An 18,348-nucleotide genomic window follows, 5' to 3' on the forward strand; every position below is an offset into this window, starting at 1 on the left:
CAATCTGCCCGCGGCGTGCCGTGCCGTGCGCGGCGGCACCGGCCTTCCTACAATCGCGGCCTTGCCCAGTCTTTTGGAGGAAACCGCCATGGATCAAGACTTGCACCACGACCTGCACGCCCTGCTGCCCGGACGCGGTGTGGCCAGCCGCCGCCACGCCTTGGGCCTGGTTCTGGGCGCGGGCTATGCCGCGGCCGCCGCGCCGGTGCTGGCGCAGCAGGCGATTGCCACGCCCGTCGACGGGCTGGTGGCGGGCGAGGTGAGCTTTGCCGTCAACGGCGCCCAGGTCTACGCCTACCGCGCCGCGCCCCAGGGGCGCACCGGCTTGCCGGTGGTGCTGGTGGTGTCGGAGATTTTTGGCGTGCACGAGCACATCGCCGATGTCTGCCGGCGCCTGGCGCAGGCGGGCTATCTGGCGATTGCCCCGGATCTGTTTGCGCGCCAGGGCGACCCCATGGCCTATGGCGAGGTCGCCAAGCTGATGAGCGAGCTGATTGCCAAGGTGCCCGACGCCCAGGTGATGGCCGACCTGGACGGCGCCGTGCAATGGGCGGGCGCCCATGGCGGCGATCTGAACAAGGTTGCGATCACCGGCTTTTGCTGGGGCGGACGCATCACCTGGCTGTACGCGGCCCATGGCCCGGTGAAGGCGGGCGTGGCCTGGTATGGCCGGCTGGTGGGGCAGGCCAGTGCGCTGAATCCTAAGCACCCGGTGGACATTGCCGCCATCCTGAAGGCGCCGGTGCTGGGCCTGTATGGCGAGAAAGATGGCGGCATACCCCTTGACACGGTTGATAGGATGAAAGCGGCGTTGAAGGAGGGATCGGCCGCAGCCAAGGCCAGCGAGTTCGTGATCTACCCCGATGCGCCCCACGCCTTCCATGCCGACTACCGGCCCAGCTACCGGCAGGATGCCGCGCAGGACGGCTGGCGCCGAATGCTGGGCTGGTTCAAGCACAATGGCGTGGTGTGACGCGGTACGCCGCAGCAACGGCAAAGGACAGCAAAAGCCCCTCGGGGCTTTTTTTGATGGTTTTATGAAAAAAGCCTCTAACCCAATAGGGTAGGGCGCAAACAGCTATGACATTAGGAGCAATCATTCTGGCCACCCTGGCCGCGGGCATTGGTAGCGTGTGGCTGGCGGCGGCGCTGCTGCGCCTGGGGCTGGGCGGGCGCTCGCGCGTGGGGCCGCAGCATCTGCTGAGCCTGGCCGCGGGCGCGCTGCTGGCCACGGCCTTCACGCTCATACTGCCTGAGGCCTTCGAGGGGCCGGTCGATGCGCAGAACCTGTTCACCACCCTGCTGCTGGGGCTGGTGTTCTTCTTTCTGCTGGACAAGGCCGAGCTATGGCACCACGGCCACGAGCACAGCCCGGCCGAGCGGCAGCTCCACGGCCATGGCACTAGCCATGCGCATGCCGAGCATGGCCATCAGCACGATCACCACGATCACCACGACCACGATCACCACCATCACCACGGCCATGGCGGCTGGTCGCTGCTGACCGGCGACAGCGTGCACTGCTTTGGCGACGGCATCCTGATCGCCTCGGCCTTCGTGGCCGACATGCGCCTGGGGGTGGTGGCGGCGCTGTCGGTGCTGGCGCACGAGGTGCCGCACCATATCGGCGACCTGGTGGTGCTGCGCCACAGCAGCCACCACCGCAATGCGGCCCTGCTCAAGGTCTCGCTGGCCGGCGCGGTGACGGCGCTGGGCGGCATGGTGGGCTACTACCTGGTGGGCCTGTGGGACGGGGCGCTGCCGTACTTCCTCACAATAGCTGCCAGCAGCTTTATTTATGTGGCCCTGGCGGACTTGATTCCGCAGCTGCAAAAACGATTGAGCGCCGCGCAGACGTTGGCGCAGATCGCCTGGCTGGCGGCCGGCATCATCGCCGTGACCGTGATTGGTGCGCTGGCGCACCATGGGCATTGAGCGTTAGCCCGCCAGCGCCTCGCGCACTGCCGCCACCTGGCGGCGTGAGACGGGCAGCAGCTCGGTCAGGCCCTGCAGGCGCACGGCCCAGCCCTCGCCCTCGGCCGCGTCGTAATGCCGCTCCAGTGCGCGCATGGCGCGGCGCGCCACCAGGGTGCTGCGGTGCACGCGCAAGAAATGCGCCGCATGGCGCGCCTCCAGCTCCGACAGCGCGTCGTCCACGATGAAGCTGCGTGTGGCGGTGCGCACGGTGACGTACTTCTGCTCGGCGCGCAGGAACAGTACCTCGGCCAGCGGCACGCGCTCGGTGCGGCCGCGCTCCTGTATCAATAGCGTCTCGCCATTGTCCGGTGCGGCCAGTGGCGTGGATGTTGCCTGACCGCTGGCGCTGCAGGCGCACGGGCTTGGTCAGGTAGTCCACGGCGTCGAGCTCGAAGGCCGACAGCGCATGGTCCGCATGGGCGGTGACGAAGACGATGGTCGGCGGGTGCGGCAGGCGCCTGATTTGCTGCGCCAGCGCAAGCCCGTCCTGGCCCGGCATGTGGATGTCCAGCAGCACCAGATCGACGGCGCGCCCGCCGCTGATGTTGAGCTGCGCCAGCGCGTCGGCGGCGTGCGCCGCTTCGCTGACCTGGTGGCGCGCGTCGCAATCGCCCAGCAGGGTGCGCAGGCGGCTGCGGGCCAGAAGTTCGTCGTCCACGATGAGGATGTGCATGGGGCCTTTCAATCCGGTCAACAAGGGAGAGAAATGCGCACCTGGTACAGGCCGTTGTGCATGCCGGCGCTGAAGTCGCAGTCCACATCGTGCAGCAGGCGCAGGCGCTCGCGCACATTGGCCTGGGCGATGCCGTGGCCGCGCGGGCGCTCGTCGCTCCCTGCACCTTCACTTGGCCGGGTGTTGGTGATGGTCAGCACCACGCGGCTGCCACGCTGCTCGGCGGTGATGCGCAGTTTTCCGCCATGGGCGCTGGGTTCCACGCCATGCTTGACGGCGTTTTCCACCAGCGGCTGCAAGAGCAGCGGCGGCAGGCGCGCGGCGTGGGCGCGTGGGTCTATCTGCCACTGCACGCGCATGCGCTCGCCAAAACGCACCTGCTCTATGTCCAGGTAGCGCCGCGCCAGGGTGATTTCTTCTTCCAGCGTGGCCGATTCGCCCTGCTCGACAAGGGCGTGGCGAAACAGGTCGCTCAGGTCTTCCAGCAGGGCCTCGGCCTTGGCGGGCTCGTCGCGTACCAGGGCAATGGCGCTGTTCAAGGTATTGAACAAGAAATGCGGGCGTATGCGCGACTGCAGCTCGGTCAGGCGCGCCGCCGTGGCCGCCGGCGTGCGCGCGCGGGCGCGCAGCTGCAGCGCCGTGACCAGCAGGGCCGACAGCAGGGCGCCGCTGGCCGCGCAGGCCAGCCAGGGCGGAGCCTCGCCCGCCGCGCCGGCCAGCAGCAGCATGGCGCAGGCATACAGCCCCGCCAGCATGCCCAGCAGCACGCCGGCCGCGTATTGCAGCGGCGGCGGCAGGCGCTGCAGGGCATTCTTGAGGCTGCAGGCCGTGACCAGCCAGAGCAGCGTGGCCGGCAGGGCCGCGCCGGTGAGCAGGGCCAGGCGCGCCAGCCAGTCGCCGGGGCCGGTGGTGCCGAACAGCGCGCACACGCCCAGCACCACCTCGACGAAGAGCACGGCGCGCAGCACCACCCCCACCTGGCAGGCGTCGAACACCAGGGCGCGGCCCATGGCGGCCACGCGCGGCGCTGGCTCGTGCAGGGGGGCGGGGTGGGTCGATAAAATTCGCGTTTCTTGCATCTCGCGGCACCCGGGCGTTCCGGCTGTCGTAACCCTCGGATTATTGCCCCCATGCCCCACACACCCGCATCGCAGCCCTCCCACGACCAGCTCGCCACCAAGTCCCAGGCCTGGTCGGCGCTGTTTTCCGAGCCCATGAGCGATCTGGTCAAGCGCTACACGTCCAGCGTGTTCTTCGACAAGCGCCTGTGGCAGGCCGACATTGCGGGCAGCCTGGCCCATGCCGAGATGCTGGCGGCCCAGGCCATCATCGGCGCGCAGGACCTGGCTGACATCCAAAAAGGCATGGAGAGAATCACGCAGGAGATCGAATCCGGCGCCTTCGAGTGGAAGCTGGACCTGGAGGACGTGCACCTGAACATCGAGGCACGCCTGACCCAGCTGGTGGGCGACGCCGGCAAGCGCCTGCACACCGGCCGCAGCCGCAACGACCAGGTGGCGACCGACGTGCGCCTGTGGCTGCGCGGCGAGATCGACCTGATCGCCAGCCTCTTGAGCGAGCTGCAGCTGGCCCTGGTCGAGGTGGCCGAGAAGAACGTCGAGGTCATCCTGCCCGGCTTCACCCACCTGCAGGTGGCCCAGCCGGTCAGCTTTGCGCACCACCTGCTGGCCTATGTGGAGATGTTCAAGCGCGATGCCGAGCGCATGCTCGATGCCCGCAAGCGCGTCAACCTGCTGCCCCTGGGCAGTGCCGCCCTGGCCGGCACCACCTACCCGCTGGACCGCGAGCGCGTCGCCAAGACCCTGGGCATGGACGGCGTGTGCCAGAACAGCCTGGACGGCGTGAGCGACCGGGACTTCGCCATCGAATTCACGGCCGCCGCCAGCCTGTGCATGGTGCACATCTCGCGCCTGTCCGAAGAACTGATCATCTGGATGAGCCAGAACTTCGGCTTCATCCGTATCGCCGACCGCTTCACGACGGGCTCGTCGATCATGCCGCAGAAGAAGAACCCCGACGTGCCGGAATTGGCGCGCGGCAAGACCGGCCGCGTGGTCGGTCACCTGATGGGCCTGATCACGCTGATGAAGGGCCAGCCCCTGGCCTACAACAAGGACAACCAGGAGGACAAGGAGCCGCTGTTCGACACCGTCGATACGTTGAAAGACACGCTGCGCATCTTTGCCGAGATGATCGGCGGCCAGGTGAACCCCGCCACCGGCGCCAAGGAGGGCGGCATCACGGTCAATGCCGATGCCATGCGAGCCGCCGCGCAAAAGGGCTACGCCACGGCCACCGACCTGGCCGATTACCTGGTCAAGAAGGGCCTGCCGTTCCGCGATGCGCACGAGACCGTGGCCCATGCCGTCAAGGCCGCCCAGTCGCACGGCGTGGATCTGTCGGAGCTGCCGCTGGCCGTGCTGCAGGGCTTTCACCCGGCCATCGAAAAGGACGTGTTCGACGCTTTGAGCCTGGAGGGCTCGCTGAACGCGCGCAATACCCTTGGCGGCACCGCACCCGCACAGGTGCGCGCGCAGCTGGCGCGCCACCGCGCGCGTCTGAAGATCTGAGGCAGGGCCGCCCCATGACCCTGACCCGCCGCCACCTGCTGGCCTGCGCCGCCGCCTGCGCTACGTTGCCCGCCTGGGCCGACGCCCATAAGCCCCTGCGCGTGCTGGTGGGCTTTCCGCCCGGCGGTGGCTCGGACGCCATTGCCCGCCTGCTGGCCGACAAGCTCAAGGACGTACTGGGCCAGCCCGTGGTGGTGGACAACCGCCCCGGCGCGGGCGGGCAGATCGCGGCCCAGGTACTCAAGGCTGCGCCGGCCGACGGCGGCACGGTGTTCCTCACGCACGATCACACCATCTCCATCCTGCCGCAGGTGGTGAAGAACCCGGGCTTCGAGCCCGCGCGGGACTTTGTCGCCGTGGGCGGCTTTGCCACCTTCGTCAACTGCCTGGCCGTGCCAGCCGCAACGCCGGCGGCCAGCTTTGGCGAATTCGTGCAGTGGGTGCAGCGGGACAGGGCTGGCAAGAGCGCCGTGGGCATACCGGCGCCGGCCTCCACGCCCGAGTTTTTGGTCCGGCTGCTGGGCCAGCGCTACCAGATCGACCTGACGGCCGTGCCCTACCGCGGCAGCGCGCCCATGATTGCCGACATGCTGGGCAACCAGATACCGGCCGGCATCGGCTCGGTGCAGGACTTCATCGAGAACCACCGCGCCGGCAAGCTGCGCGTGCTGGCCGTGCTGGGCGCCAGGCGCCAGGCGGCCCTGCCCGACGTGCCCACCTTCGCCGAGCTGGGCCTCAAGGGTTTTGAGGACACACCGTACTACGGCTTCTATGCGCCCGCGGGCACGCCGCAGGCCTTCATCCAGCGTTTTTCCGACGCCCTGGCCCAGGTGGTCGCCATCCCCGAGGTGCGCGATCAGCTCACGGCCATGGGCCTCACCGTGGGCGCCATGACGCCCGAGCAGCTGACGACGCGCGAACGCGCCTACACGGCGGTGTGGCGGCGCATCATCTTGGACAGCGGCTTCAGGCCGCAGTGAGTTGGCAAAGGATCCCGGCATGAATGGCGGCGTGCGCGGGGCGATGGCGGCTCTGCTTCTTCTGGCCACGGCTGCGGCCCAGGCCCTCACCGTGACCAGCCTCTCGCCCCAGGGCGAGGTCGCGCAGGTGCGCCAGGTGGTCGCCAAGTTCGACGCGCCGGCCGTGCGCCTGGGCGACCCGCGGGCGCCGGCGCCGTTCACGCTGGCCTGCAGCGACCCCGATGCTGCTCGGGGCCAGGGCCGCTGGAGCGGCGAGCGCGAGTGGGTCTATGAGTTTGCGCAGGACTTGCCGCCCGGCGTGCGCTGCACGGTCAGTGCAAAACCAGGGTTCAAATCGGCCTCTGGCGCCCTACTGTCAAGCGCTAAAAGCTATCAATTTAATAGTGGTGGCCCGTTTGTGCAAAGCATACGGCCCGGCACCCATGAGGCGATTGACGAGGAGCAGTTCTTTGTGCTGCAGCTCAATGGCCCGGCCAGCGTCGCTAGCCTGCAAGAGCATATGTGGTGCTTGGCCGATGGCGTGGGCGAGCGTGTGCCGGTGCGCCTGGTCGAGGGCGCGCAGCGCACCGAGCTGCTGCGCGCGCTGCATCTGGACAAGGCGGCAGCCAAGGAGCCGCTCCGCTACGCGACGCTGACCTGCGGGCGCCGGCTCACGGCCGGCAGCAAGATGCAGCTGGTCTACGGGCGCGGCGTGGCCACGCCCAGCGGCGTGGCCAATGCGGTGGAAAAGCGCTTTGCCTACCAGGTGCGCCAGCCCTTCACGGCCGAATTCGCCTGCGAGCGCGAGAACGCCCAGTCCGACTGTCTGCCGATACGCCCGCTGCGCCTGGCATTCAACGCGCCCGTGACGCGCAAGCAGGCCCAGGGCATACGCCTGAAGGGCGGCGGCCAGACCCTGATGCCCACCATGGACGGCGCGCAGGAGGGCGATGCGCTGGTCGATGCCGTGGCCTTTGCCGCGCCGCTGACCGCGCAGACCCGATTCACGCTGGAGCTGCCCGGAGACTTTCAGGACGCATCGGGCCGCCGCCTGGGCAATGTCGCCAGTTTTCCGCTCAAGGTGGCGACCGGCCCCATGCCGCCGCTGGCCAAGTTTGCCGCCGCGCCCTTTGGCGTGGTCGAGCGCTACGCCGAGGGCCCGGACGGCCCGGCGCTGCTGCCGGTCACGCTGCGCAACATAGAGGCGCAACTGGACGCCAAGACCCTGCAGCCCGGCGCGGGGCAGGGGGGCAAGGTAAGCACGCTGCGCGCGGATAGCGACGCCGACATCATTGCCTGGCTGCGCAAGCTGCAGCGCTACGACGACCATTACGTGGATCGCAAGCAGGCGCAGCGTGACGTGAAGGGCCCGCTGCCCAAGGTGCTGGACGAGCAGGATGGCGACCAGGTGCAGGCGCGCATGCTGTCCCTGCTGGCCGGCCAGGCGGGCGTGCGGACGCTGGACATTCCCCAGCCGACCAAGGGCGACCCGCGCCCCTTCGAGGTGGTGGGCATACCGCTGCCGCCGGGGTTTTCGGTGGTGGAGATCGCCTCGCCGCTGCTGGGCCAGTCGCTGCTGGATGGGCGCCATGGCAGCCCGCGCAGCATGGTGGTGCGCACCAGCGCACTGGTGACCAACCTGGGCGTGCATTTCAAGCTCGGGCGCGAGAACGCCGTGGCCTGGGTGACCACGCTGGACAAGGGCCAGCCCGTGGCCGGCGCGCGCGTGCGCGTATCGAGCTGCGACGGGCGTGAGCTGGCCAGCGCCAGCACCGGCGCCGATGGCGTGGCGCGGATCGCCGGCCTGGCGAGCGAGCCGCCGGCCTGCGGTGGCGAGGGCGAATGGCGCAACGCTTACTTTGTCTCGGCGCGCGCCGGGGACGACATGGCCTTTACCTGGAGCGACTGGCAGCGCGGCATAGAGCCCTGGCGCTTCAACCTGCCCACCAGCAGCGCGCCGCGCCCCGACGAGGTGGCGCACACCATCTTCGACCGCACCTTGCTGCGCGCGGGCGAAACCCTGTCGATGAAGCATGTGCTGCGCACGCAGACCGGCGCCGGCTTTGCCCTGCCCAGGCAGCGGCCTGGCACCCTGGTCATCACCCATGTGGGCAGCGGCCAGCAGTACCAGCAGCCGCTCAAGTGGCGCAACACGGCCACCGGCGGGCTGTCGGCCGAGAGTGAATTTGCCGTGCCAGCGGCCGCCCGGCTGGGCCAGTACCAGGTGGAGCTGCGCGCCAGCGAAGAGGGCGGCGGCCAGCAGTCGGGCAGCTTTCGCGTGGAGGAATTCCGCCTGCCGGTGTTCGAGGGGCGCGTGACGCCCGTGGCCGGCAAGCCCCTGGTGCGCGCGCGCAGCGTGCCGGTGGACGTGCAGGTGAGCTATGTCTCCGGCGGGCCGGCGGCACGCCTGCCGGTGCGCGTGTCGGCCATGGTGGCGCCCAAGCCGCTGCAGTTTGCCGATTTCGAAGCCTTCAGCTTTGCCCCGCCGCGCAAGCGTGATGCGGTGAACAACAGCGATGAGGAAGAGCCCGCCGCCAGCCAGAACCAGCGCGTGGTGGCCGACAAGCGGCCTTTGATGCTGGACGCAAACGGCACCGGCCGTCTCGACATTGACGACATTGCGCGCCAGGCGCAGGCCCAGGATCTGGTGCTGGAGGCCAGCTACGCCGACCCCAATGGCGAGCTGCAGACCCTGCGCAGCACCAGCACGCTGTGGCCCGCCGCCGTGGTGGCCGGCGTCAAGACCGAGGGCTGGGTGTCCAGCGGCTCCAAAGTGCGCCTGCAGGCGCTGGCCCTGTCGCTCGATGGCAAGGCGCAAGCGGGCGTGCCACTGGCCGTGCAGGCCATTGCGCGCAGCACCACCAGCAGCAGAAAGCGCATGGTGGGGGGCTTCTACAGCTACGACAACCGTGTCGAGACCAAGGACCTGGGCACGCTGTGCACCGGCAAGAGCGACGCGCGCGGCCTGCTGCTGTGCGACGCCCGGCTGGAAGAGGCCGGCGAGGTGGAACTGGTCGTCACCGCGCGCGACAAGGACGGCAACGAGGCGCAGGCCGCGTCCTCCGTCTGGGTCACGCGCCGCGGCGAGCTGTGGTTCGGCGGCGAGGACCACGACCGCATCGACCTGCTGCCCGAGAAGAAAAGCTACCAGCCGGGCGAGACCGCGCGATTGCAGCTGCGCATGCCGTTTCGCCAGGCCACGGCCCTGGTCAGCGTGGAGCGCGAGGGCGTGATCGAGACCCGCGTGGTGCAGCTGTCGGGCCAGGACCCGACGCTGCAGCTGAAGATAGAGGAGGGCTGGGCGCCCAACGTCTATGTGAGCGTGCTGGCGCTGCGCGGGCGTCTGCACGAGGTGCCCTGGTACAGCCTGTTCACCTGGGGCTACAAGGCGCCGCGCGCTTGGTGGAGCGCCTTCTGGTACGAGGGCCGCGAGTACGCCGCGCCCACGGCCATGGTGGATCTGTCCAGGCCCGCCTATCGCCTGGGTGTGGCCGAGCTGCGCGTGGGCCACGAGGCGCACCGTATCGACGTCAAGGTCAAGGCCGACAAGGACAGTTACCCGGTGCGCGGCAAGGCCCAGGTGACTATTCAAGGCACGCTGCCCAATGGCAAGCCGGCTGCGGGTGCAGAGGTGGCGCTGGCCGCCGTGGACCAGGCGCTGCTGGAGCTCATGCCCAACACCAGCTGGAACCTGCTGGAGGCCATGCTGCAGCGCCGCGCTTGGGGCGTGGCCACGTCCACGGCGCAGATGGAGATCATCGGCCGGCGCCACTATGGCAAGAAGGCCGTTCCCGCGGGCGGCGGCGGTGGGCGCGCGCCCACGCGCGAACTGCTCGATACGCTGCTCTTGTGGCAACCGGCCATCAAGCTCGATGCCCGGGGCCAGGCAAAGGTAACGGTGCCGCTGAATGACGCGCTGACCACGTTCAAGATCGTGGCTGTGGCCGATGCCGGCACGGGGCTGTTCGGCACCGGCAGCGCCAGCATCCGCAGCGCACAGGATCTGCAGATCATCAGCGGCCTGCCGCCGCTGGTGCGGGGCGGCGACGCATTTCGCGCCCAGATCACGCTGCGCAACACCACAGCCCGCGCCATGCGGGTGGAGGTGGCGCCACGCGCCACGCTGCTTAGCCTGGACAGGCAGACCGTGGCCATCCCCCCGGGTGAAGCGCGCGAACTGGCCTGGAACGTCACCGCGCCCGAGCAACTGGGGCAAATGCGCGCCCAGGCAATCCTGTGGGAGATAGAGGCGCGCGACACGCTGGGCGGCGCGCGCGATGCCCTCAAGGCCAGCCAGCGGCTGATAGCCGCCGTGCCGCTGGCCGTGCAGCAGGCCCGGCTGGTGCAGGTGGATGGCGGCTACCAGGTGGAAGTGACCCCGCCCGCGGACGCCATCGCCGGGCGCGGCGGCCTGAAGCTGTCGTTGACACCGAAGCTGGCCGATGGCCTGCCAGGCATGCGCGACTGGTGGGCCAACTACCCGTTCAGCTGCCTGGAGCAAAAGGCCAGCAAGGCCATGGGCCTGGCCGACGCCGGCTTGTGGAAGACCGTGCTGGCGCAGCTGCCCAGCTATCTGGATGGCGACGGCCTGGCGTATTACTTTCCGCCGCGTGATGGCGCTGCCGACCGCGGCAGCGACACGCTCACCGCCTACCTGCTGGCCAGCAGCCACGAGGCCGCCGGCCTGCGCCCCGAATTCGCCCTGCCGCCCGAGCTGCGCGAAGCCATGGAACGCGGCCTGATCGCCTTCGTCGAGGGCCGCATAGAGCGCGACTTCTGGAGCCCGCGCAAAGACCTGGACATGCGCAAGCTCGCCGCCATCGAGGCCCTGTCGCGCTACGCCAAGGCCCAGCCGCGCATGCTGACCAGCATCACCATCGCGCCCAACCAGTGGCCCACGCACGCGCTCATCGACTGGATCAACATCCTCAAGCGCATGGACGGCGTACCCCAACGCGCGGAGCGCCTGCGGGACGCCATGCAGATCCTGCGCGCGCGCCTGTCCTACCAGGGCAGCAGGCTCAGCTTCAGCACCGAACAGGGTGACACCTGGTGGTGGCTGATGCAGGGCGGCGACGTGAACGGCGCGCGCCTGCTGCTCACCGTGCTGGACGATCCAGCGTGGAAGGATGATCTGGGCCGTCTTGCCAGCGGCTTCATCGCGCGCCAGCAGGGCGGCGCCTGGCATACCACCACGGCCAACCTGTGGGGCGGCCTGGCGCTGGAGAAATTCAGCGCCAGCCTGGAGGCCACGCCCGTGGCTGGCAGCACCCGCGCCAGCCTGGGCGGCAATACCGCCAGCGTGGATTGGGGCAAGGTGGCACGCATCACGGCGGCCGACAGCGGTGGCGCCGCCCATCAGACCACCTGGTTTGGCGCACCCGCCGCGCCCGGCGGGCTGAAGAACAACGCCATGTTCCTGCCCTGGGGCAAGGGCGCAGAAAGCCTGACCGTCACGCACCAGGGCACGGGCAAGCCCTGGCTCACCCTGCAGTCCGTGGCGGCGGTGGAGCGCAAGGCGCCCTTCAGCGCGGGTTTTGCCATCAAGAGAACCGTCACGCCCGTGGAGCAGGCCGACAAGACTCGGCCTGCGGGAATCTATTCGCGCGGCGATGTGCTGCGCGTGACGCTGGAGGTCACGGCAAGCGCCGACATGAGCTGGGTCGCCATCACCGACCCGATCCCCGCCGGCGCCACCATCCTCGGCAGCGGCCTGGGGCGCGACTCCGAGATCGCCACCCAGGACGAAAAGCGCCAGGGCCCCGGCTGGCCGGCGTTCGAGGAGCGCAGCTTCGAGTCCTTGCGCGCCTACTACGAATACCTGCCCAAGGGCACGGTCACCATGCAATACACCCTGCGCCTGAACAACGTGGGCGACTTTGCCCTGCCGGCGAGCCGCGTCGAGGCGCTGTACGCGCCCGAGATGTTTGGCGAGGCGCCGAATGGGCGGGTCAAGGTGCTGGGGCGGTGAGAGGGATTCACGCTTTCTGGATGGCCTTGGAGACGGCTTGCGCGGCGGTGATCAGGTCGGCCACCAGCCGTTCGTCCACGTCCAGGGCACCTTCGTATTCGCCCAGGTTGCGCGTGTTGTGGCATTTGTCGAGAACGCGCCACACCTCGGGCCCCAAACCCAGGGTGTGCGGCAGTACCTGGAACACGATGTAGCGGTTCGCCGGCCGGTAGCCCATGCGCCGCAGTGCCGCCAGGCACAGAGCATGTGCGGCGTTGTAGGCCAGGTCAAACCGGCTTTCCAGCGCCAATGCGGGAATCTGCGCATCGCGCAGCCTGGCCAGGCCCACGCGCAGCAGGCCCGCCGTTTCCTGCGCGTCTGGCGCTTCGGCCTTCAGGGGCTTGCCGGGCCCGCTCAGGTTTTCAAGTGCCGGGTGCATTCAGTTGCTCCTCGCTTCCGACCAGCCATATCTTGGGCTGCTGCCCTACGCGGGTGATGAATGCATTGTCGCCGCGCACGCGCCTGGCCCAGTCTGCAAGCGTGTACAGCGTTGGATTGACGGGCCGCCCCAGCGTTCGTGCAGCATCTTCCAACGCGCCAAACAACTCGCCATACCCCAGGGTATCGCTGATGACGAGCAAGTCCACATCACTGCGGGCCGTGTCCTGCTGGCGCGCCACCGATCCGTAAATGAATGCGGCCTTCACCTGCCCAGCCAACGGCGCCAGCGCGGCGCGCAGCACATCGGCCAGGCCCATGGTCTTGAGCACCAGGGCACGCAACTCGGCAAACACGGGCGAATCGGCATTTGCCTGGTAGTGCTTCTGGTTGCCTTGCTTGCGCACGGTGAGCAGGCCGGCGCCCGACAAATCCGCCAATTCGCGTTGCACCGCCCCCGTGCCCGACTGTGCCAACGCAATTACCTCGTTGGCATAGAAGCTGCGATCTGGCGTGCCGAACAGGATGGCGAGTACCCGTTGGCGTACCTTGGGGAACAGGGCGTCGGCGAGGCTGGGGGGGATATCGATAACTAAACCCATATTGGGGTTTATTATGCCCAATTCGGGGTTTATGATGATGAGAGCCCGCCTATAACCCCGACAATCGGTGGCCGTGACAAGAAGCAGGTACAACAGCGATTTTCATCGGCTGCGCATCGCTTCGGTTTGTTCCATTCCCTGTGCCTCACATGAGCCTTGTACAAAGCCTCCCCTCCGGTTCTCTCGACATCGTCGGTGACATCCACGGCGAGATCGCCGCCTTGAGGCAATTGCTCACCCACCTGGGCTACGACGAACAGGGCCACCACCCCCAGGGCCGGCGTCTGGTGTTCGTGGGCGATTTTTGCGACCGCGGCCCCGATAGCCCGGCGGTGCTGCGCCTGGTGTTGTCCATGATCGCGGCGGGAACGGCGCTGGCGGTGCTGGGCAACCACGAGATCAACCTGCTGCGCGAGGACGCCAAGGATGGCTCGGGCTGGTTCTTTGACAGCCGGCTGGCGTCCGACGAGCCCAAGTACGCGCCGTTTGCGCGTCTGTCCAAGGCCGATGCGGCGACCCTGCTGCAGCAACTCAACCAAATGCCCATCGCGCTGGAGCGCGAGGACCTGCGCGTGGTGCACGCCGCTTGGTTATCCCCGCAGATCGCCATGGCGCGCTCGCTGCCGGTGGGCGATGTACGCCATGCCTACGACCGCTATGAGGACCAGGCGGCCGAGCAGGCGCGCAGCAGCCAGGTGCTGCAGCGCATGCAGACCGAGCGCCAGCGCTGGCCGCACAGCCTGGAGGATGGCGCGCAGCGCCCGCCCTTTCTGCCGGCGCACAGCGAGCGCGAGCTGGGCAAGGCCATGGTCAACCCGCTTAAGGTGCTGACCACGGGGGTGGAGCGCGAGTGCCGCACGCCCTTCTATGCCGGCGGCAAATGGCGCTTCGTGCAGCGCGTCGCCTGGTGGAGCGAATACACCGAGGCCCCGGCCGTCGTCGTCGGCCATTACTGGCGCCGCCCGCTGGCGGGCGATGCGGCGGCCCATGGGCCGCAGGCGGAGAACCTGTTTGGCCATACCGGGCCGCTGGCCTGGCTGGGCGCCCGTGGCAATGTGTTCTGCGTGGACTACTCGGTGGGCGCGCGCTGGGCCGCGCGTCGCAACGGCGAAGACCCGGCGCGCCGCTTCAAGCTGGCGGCGCTGCGCTGGCCCGAACGCACCCTGGTGTTCGACGATGGCGTGCAACTGGCCACCGAGGGTTTTGGCGCGCCGGGCAAGGCGCAGGCCGCGGCCAGGCCGTCATAAAGCTGTCACGGCGGCGGCCTACAGTGGTGTGCAGGTAGCCGGCTCTGGGTGACGACGCAGGGCCGGCGCCTAACGTACCGTGGCATTGCAGTCCATGGGCCTGTGCATTGGGCCAGGCTCCCTCTGCAATGTCACGCCGATGGGGGGCTGCGGGCGCCTATGCCCTGAAGCGCTTGCGGTAGCCGCCGGGACTGGTGCCGAGCCGGTTGCGGAAATGGCCGCGCAGCGTGGCCGCGTCGCCAAAGCCGACCTGCAGCGCAATCTCGTCCACGCTGGCATCGGTTTCCTCCAGCATGGTTCTGGCGGCGGCCAGGCGCTGCGCCAGCAGCCATTCGCCCGGCGGCATGCCCATGGCGCCGACAAAGTGGCGCTGGAAGCTGCGCGCGCTGGTGGCGCTGTGGGCCGCCATCTTGGCGATGGGCCAGTCCTGGCCCAGGCTGGCGCGCATCGCGTCGAGCAGCGGGGCCAGTGATGCGTTGCTGCGCCGGGGCACGGGCTCCTCGATGTACTGCGCCTGGCCGCCCTCGCGGTGCGGTGGCATCACCAGGCGCCTTGCCACCTGGTTGGCCATGCGCGCTCCCAGGTCGCGGCGGATCAGGTGCAGGCACAGATCTATGCCGGCGGCACTGCCGGCCGAGGTGAGGATGTCGCCCGCGTCCACGTACAGCACGTCGGCCTGTACCTGCACCCCCGGGTAGCGGGCGGCCAGCGTTTGCGCATGGCGCCAATGCGTGGTGGCGCGCCTGCCGTCGAGCAGGCCCGCCGCCGCCAGCACGAAGGCGCCGGTGCAGATGGACAGGACGCGTGCGCCGCGGGCGTGGGCCTGGCGCAGCGCCTGGGACAGGGGCTCGGGCACGGGCGCATCGATGCCGCGCCAGCCGGGGACGATGATGGTGCGCGCTTGCGCCAGCAGTTCCAGGCCCTGGTCGGGCTGGATCTGTATGCCGCCCGCGCCGCGCAGCACGCCGGGCTCTGCCGCGCAGGCGGCAAAGCGGTACCAGCGATCGCCCAGCTCGGGCCGCGGCAGGCCAAAGACCTCGACCGCGCAGCCGTACTCGAACAGGCTCAGGCCGTTGTAGACGACGACGGCGACCAATCCCGGGGCGGTGTGGGGCGTATCCATATTGGCACGATTGTGACGTAAGTTGCCATTCATGCCACTCGTCTGTGCGGCGCGTGATTCCTACCATGGCAACCACGATGTAGCTCAAGTGCCTGCACCGTCCACCCCACTGAACCATTGATGCAAGGAACCCCATGCCAAAAGACCAGCTCTTTCTCCTCCAGCCCGGCTTCTTCAAGGAGTCCGAAGGCCCGTTCTACTGTGGCGACTCGGTGGCCGTGGAGGGGCTGCTGAGCTTTTTCCCGCAGCTGCGCAATGAGGTCGATGTGCACTACATCGGCGCGCCGTGTCCGCGCGCGGCCATCGTCGCGCTGATTGGCGCGGACAACCAGTCCGCCCCCGTGCTGGTGCTGGGCCACGGGCGGGTGGTCTCCGATGCCGGCGTGGAGACGCGCACGCACAACGGGGTTCGCTTCATTGATGCCCCAGACCAGATCCGCCGCTATCTGTCGGCGCAGTACGGCGTGGCGCACGCCGGCTGAAGGGCCGCCCGGCCGCAGGCTTGGGTGATAAGCTGCGGCGCCCATGCCAGCGTCCCTGTCCCTGTTTGTTCCGTCCGTAGTTCGATGCGTCCTGCGCTGCATGCGCCCTGGCGCCTGGGCGGCGGGGTTGGCGCTGGCGGCCGGGCCGGCGCTGGCCCTGCCCAGCTTTGACGAGGTGCGCGCGGACTTCCGCTCATCCGAAACCTTGGTGCTCTCGCGCGAGGGCGAGGTGATCCAGCGCCTGCGCACCGACGTCACGGTGCGCCGTGGCCAGTGGCTGGGGCTGACCGATGTCTCGCCCGCGCTGCAGCGCGCCCTGGTGCTGAGTGAGGACAGGCGCTTTTACGAGCACAGCGGGGTGGACTGGGCGGCGGTGTCGGCCGCCGCCTGGGCCAACCTGTGGCATGAGCGCACGCGCGGCGCCAGCACCCTCACCATGCAGCTGGCCGGCCTGCTGGACGGTGACTGGCGCCAGGGCCCGGGCGGGCGCACGGTCACGCAGAAGATGGGCCAGGCCGTGGCCGCGCAGCTGTTGGAGCGGCGCTGGCGCAAGGACCAGATCCTGGAGGCCTACCTGAACCTGGTGCCGTTTCGCGGTGAGCTGGTCGGCATCGATGCGCTGGCGCGCACCCTGTTCGGCAAGGCCGCCCATGGCCTGGACGAGCGCGAATCAGCCGTCGCCGCAGCCCTGGTGCGTGCGCCCAACGCCAGGCCGGCCCTGGTGGCGCGGCGCGCCTGCGGCGTGCTGCGCGACATGCAGCAAGGCCAGGCCGATTGCGAGGCGGTAGACCTGTTTACCACCGCCGCCTTGCAGCGCCGTGCCTATGACGCCAGCGCCGGCATCGCCCCGCACTTTGCGCGCCAGTGGCTGCGCGGCGGCCATGGCGCTGGCCAGCGCAGCAGCCTGAGCGCGCCGCTGCAGCGCATGGCGCAGCAGACGCTGCAGCGCCACCTGCGCGAGCTCGCCGGGCGCAACGTGCAGGACGCCGCCCTGGTGGTGCTGGACAACGCCAGCGGCGAGGTGCTGGCCTGGGTCGGCTCCTCTGGCCCCTTGAGCCAGGCGGCCGAGGTCGATGGCGTGCTCGCCCTGCGCCAGCCGGGCTCCACGCTGAAACCCTTTTTGTACGCGCAGGCGATTGCCGAGAAGCGCCTGACCGCAGCCTCGCTGCTGCACGACTCGCCCGCGCAGATCGCCACCGCCGGCGGCCTGTACATCCCGCAGAACTACGACCGGCAGTTCAAGGGCTGGGTGTCGGTGCGCCAGGCGCTGGGGTCTTCGCTCAACGTGCCGGCGGTGCGCACCCTGGTCATGGTGTCGCCCGATGCCTTCTTTGCGCAGCTGCGCCGCCTGGGCCTGGCGCTGCGCGAGTCCGGCGGCTACTACGGCTACAGCCTGGCGCTGGGCAGCGGCGAGGTGCGGCTGCTGGAGCTGACCAACGCCTACCGGGCGCTGGCCAACGGCGGGCGCGTCAGCCCGGTGGCCTATGCGCCCGGCGCGCGGGCGGCCTTCACCCAAGCGCTGGATGCCGGTGCGGCCTTCATCGTGGGCGACATCCTGGCCGACGCCAACGCCCGCGTGCCCACCTTCGGCAGCGACAGCGTGCTGAACACGCGCTTCTGGAGTGCGGTGAAGACCGGCACCAGCAAGGACATGCGCGACAACTGGGCCATGGGCTGGTCGCAGCGCTACACCGTCGGCGTGTGGGTGGGCAATGCCGGAGGCAGCCCCATGCACGATGTCAGCGGCAGCAGCGGCGCCGCACCCATCTGGGCCGATGTCATGGCCTGGCTGCATCGCGCCGCGCCCAGCCACGCGCCGCGGCCACCGGCGGGCGTGCTGCGCCAGCCGGTGCGCTTTGACGGCGGCGCGGACCGGCTGGAGAGCCCGCGCGAGGAGTGGTTTGTGCGTGGCACGCAGCAGGCGGTATTTGCTATTGATATAGAAGCTTCTGACGCTTATATAGCAAGCGCTAGCGGCAAAAAACATATGAATTTTGGTACGCCGGCGCGCATCATCGCCCCGGCGCCGGGCAGCATCATCGCGCTGGACCCCGACATACCGCCCGCGCACCAGCGCCTGCAACTGCAGGCCCAGGGCGGCACTGCGCTGCGCTGGCGCATAGACGGCAGGCCGGTGGGGCAGGGCGCTGCACTGGCCTGGCTGCCCTGGCCGGGCCGCCACCGCGTGGAGCTGCTGGACGCGCAAGGCCAGATGCAGGACAGCGTGCAGATCGAGGTGCGCGGCGCGGGTGTCAAGCCCGGCCCAGGGCGGCCGGGCGGGGCGGGCGGCGCCATGCCGTGAGCGC

General features: G+C 69.3%; 12 protein-coding genes and 1 pseudogene. 8 read left to right on the forward strand and 5 right to left on the reverse strand.

The window, feature by feature from the left end; all coding sequences use genetic code 11:
• The first annotated feature begins 88 nt into the window (after positions 1-88).
• Entirely contained in the window at positions 89-973 is an 885-nt protein-coding gene (locus P4826_RS18770; RefSeq protein ID WP_317701857.1) for a dienelactone hydrolase family protein, read from the forward strand.
• A gap of 107 nt (positions 974-1,080) precedes the next feature.
• Positions 1,081-1,935 (forward strand): ZIP family metal transporter, encoded by an 855-nt coding sequence (locus tag P4826_RS18775; protein ID WP_317701858.1) that lies wholly within the window; start codon positions 1,081-1,083, stop codon positions 1,933-1,935.
• A 3-nt stretch (positions 1,936-1,938) separates the two neighbouring features.
• On the opposite strand, the pseudogene P4826_RS18780 reads toward P4826_RS18775, so the two are convergent.
• Both P4826_RS18780 and P4826_RS18785 read right to left on the reverse strand, forming a co-directional pair.
• Positions 1,939-2,650 (reverse strand): annotated as a pseudogene (locus tag P4826_RS18780) (LytR/AlgR family response regulator transcription factor).
• Between the two features lie 17 nt (positions 2,651-2,667).
• A complete protein-coding gene (locus tag P4826_RS18785) occupies positions 2,668-3,729 on the reverse strand; it encodes a sensor histidine kinase (protein ID WP_317701859.1) in 1,062 nt (353 codons plus the stop codon).
• Between the two features lie 51 nt (positions 3,730-3,780).
• Here P4826_RS18785 and argH point away from each other — a divergent pair, with 51 nt between their 5' ends.
• Genes argH through P4826_RS18800 form a run of 3 tightly spaced genes read left to right on the forward strand, consistent with a single transcriptional unit; the run spans position 3,781 to position 12,171 of the window.
• Positions 3,781-5,241, forward strand: a complete 1,461-nt coding sequence (argH, locus tag P4826_RS18790) for an argininosuccinate lyase (protein ID WP_317701860.1) — start codon at positions 3,781-3,783, stop codon at positions 5,239-5,241.
• A gap of 14 nt (positions 5,242-5,255) precedes the next feature.
• Positions 5,256-6,221 carry a Bug family tripartite tricarboxylate transporter substrate binding protein gene (locus tag P4826_RS18795; RefSeq protein WP_317701861.1) on the forward strand — a complete coding sequence of 322 codons (966 nt, stop codon included), beginning with the start codon at positions 5,256-5,258 and terminating at the stop codon, positions 6,219-6,221.
• 19 nt (positions 6,222-6,240) lie between these two features.
• The gene (locus tag P4826_RS18800) at positions 6,241-12,171 is read left to right on the forward strand and encodes an alpha-2-macroglobulin family protein (protein WP_317701862.1); all 5,931 of its coding nucleotides are present in this window, start codon (positions 6,241-6,243) and stop codon (positions 12,169-12,171) included.
• A 7-nt stretch (positions 12,172-12,178) separates the two neighbouring features.
• Here P4826_RS18800 and P4826_RS18805 read toward each other — a convergent pair whose 3' ends face one another.
• Positions 12,179-12,589 carry a hypothetical protein gene (locus tag P4826_RS18805; protein ID WP_317701863.1) on the reverse strand — a complete coding sequence of 137 codons (411 nt, stop codon included), beginning with the start codon at positions 12,587-12,589 and terminating at the stop codon, positions 12,179-12,181.
• Positions 12,573-13,283, reverse strand: a complete 711-nt coding sequence (locus tag P4826_RS18810; RefSeq protein WP_317701864.1) for a transcriptional regulator — start codon at positions 13,281-13,283, stop codon at positions 12,573-12,575. Before P4826_RS18810 ends, P4826_RS18805 begins: the two co-directional genes overlap by 17 nt.
• A gap of 56 nt (positions 13,284-13,339) precedes the next feature.
• Here P4826_RS18810 and P4826_RS18815 point away from each other — a divergent pair, with 56 nt between their 5' ends.
• Positions 13,340-14,437, forward strand: a complete 1,098-nt coding sequence (locus P4826_RS18815; protein ID WP_317701865.1) for a metallophosphoesterase — start codon at positions 13,340-13,342, stop codon at positions 14,435-14,437.
• Positions 14,438-14,594: 157 nt separating this feature from the next.
• On the opposite strand, the gene ftrA is transcribed toward P4826_RS18815, so the two are convergent.
• Positions 14,595-15,560 carry a transcriptional regulator FtrA gene (gene ftrA / locus P4826_RS18820; RefSeq protein ID WP_317701866.1) on the reverse strand — a complete coding sequence of 322 codons (966 nt, stop codon included), beginning with the start codon at positions 15,558-15,560 and terminating at the stop codon, positions 14,595-14,597.
• A gap of 134 nt (positions 15,561-15,694) precedes the next feature.
• On the opposite strand from ftrA, the gene P4826_RS18825 reads away from it, so the two are divergent.
• Both P4826_RS18825 and pbpC read left to right on the forward strand, forming a co-directional pair.
• Complete coding sequence (locus P4826_RS18825) at positions 15,695-16,042, forward strand: DUF3088 domain-containing protein (protein WP_317701867.1); 348 nt, start codon at positions 15,695-15,697, stop codon at positions 16,040-16,042.
• Positions 16,043-16,142: 100 nt separating this feature from the next.
• Positions 16,143-18,344 (forward strand): penicillin-binding protein 1C, encoded by a 2,202-nt coding sequence (gene pbpC / locus P4826_RS18830; protein ID WP_317701868.1) that lies wholly within the window; start codon positions 16,143-16,145, stop codon positions 18,342-18,344.
• Positions 18,345-18,348 lie beyond the last annotated feature (4 nt).

It is taken from the genome of Diaphorobacter limosus (genome assembly GCF_033100095.1).
GTDB lineage: Bacteria > Pseudomonadota > Gammaproteobacteria > Burkholderiales > Burkholderiaceae_C > Alicycliphilus > Alicycliphilus limosus.

Excerpts from the sequence above, each read along its gene's own strand:
- pbpC (WP_317701868.1), top strand. The coding sequence starts at position 16,143 with ATGCGCCCTGGCGCCTGGGCGGCGGGGTTGGCGCTGGCGGCCGGGCCG.
- P4826_RS18825 (WP_317701867.1), top strand. The coding sequence starts at position 15,695 with ATGCCAAAAGACCAGCTCTTTCTCCTCCAGCCCGGCTTCTTCAAGGAG.
- P4826_RS18795 (WP_317701861.1), top strand. The coding sequence starts at position 5,256 with ATGACCCTGACCCGCCGCCACCTGCTGGCCTGCGCCGCCGCCTGCGCT.
- argH (WP_317701860.1), top strand. The coding sequence starts at position 3,781 with ATGCCCCACACACCCGCATCGCAGCCCTCCCACGACCAGCTCGCCACC.
- P4826_RS18805 (WP_317701863.1), bottom strand. The coding sequence starts at position 12,589 with ATGCACCCGGCACTTGAAAACCTGAGCGGGCCCGGCAAGCCCCTGAAG.
- P4826_RS18785 (WP_317701859.1), bottom strand. The coding sequence starts at position 3,729 with ATGCAAGAAACGCGAATTTTATCGACCCACCCCGCCCCCCTGCACGAG.
- P4826_RS18775 (WP_317701858.1), top strand. The coding sequence starts at position 1,081 with ATGACATTAGGAGCAATCATTCTGGCCACCCTGGCCGCGGGCATTGGT.
- ftrA (WP_317701866.1), bottom strand. The coding sequence starts at position 15,560 with ATGGATACGCCCCACACCGCCCCGGGATTGGTCGCCGTCGTCGTCTAC.
- P4826_RS18800 (WP_317701862.1), top strand. The coding sequence starts at position 6,241 with ATGAATGGCGGCGTGCGCGGGGCGATGGCGGCTCTGCTTCTTCTGGCC.
- P4826_RS18815 (WP_317701865.1), top strand. The coding sequence starts at position 13,340 with ATGAGCCTTGTACAAAGCCTCCCCTCCGGTTCTCTCGACATCGTCGGT.
- P4826_RS18770 (WP_317701857.1), top strand. The coding sequence starts at position 89 with ATGGATCAAGACTTGCACCACGACCTGCACGCCCTGCTGCCCGGACGC.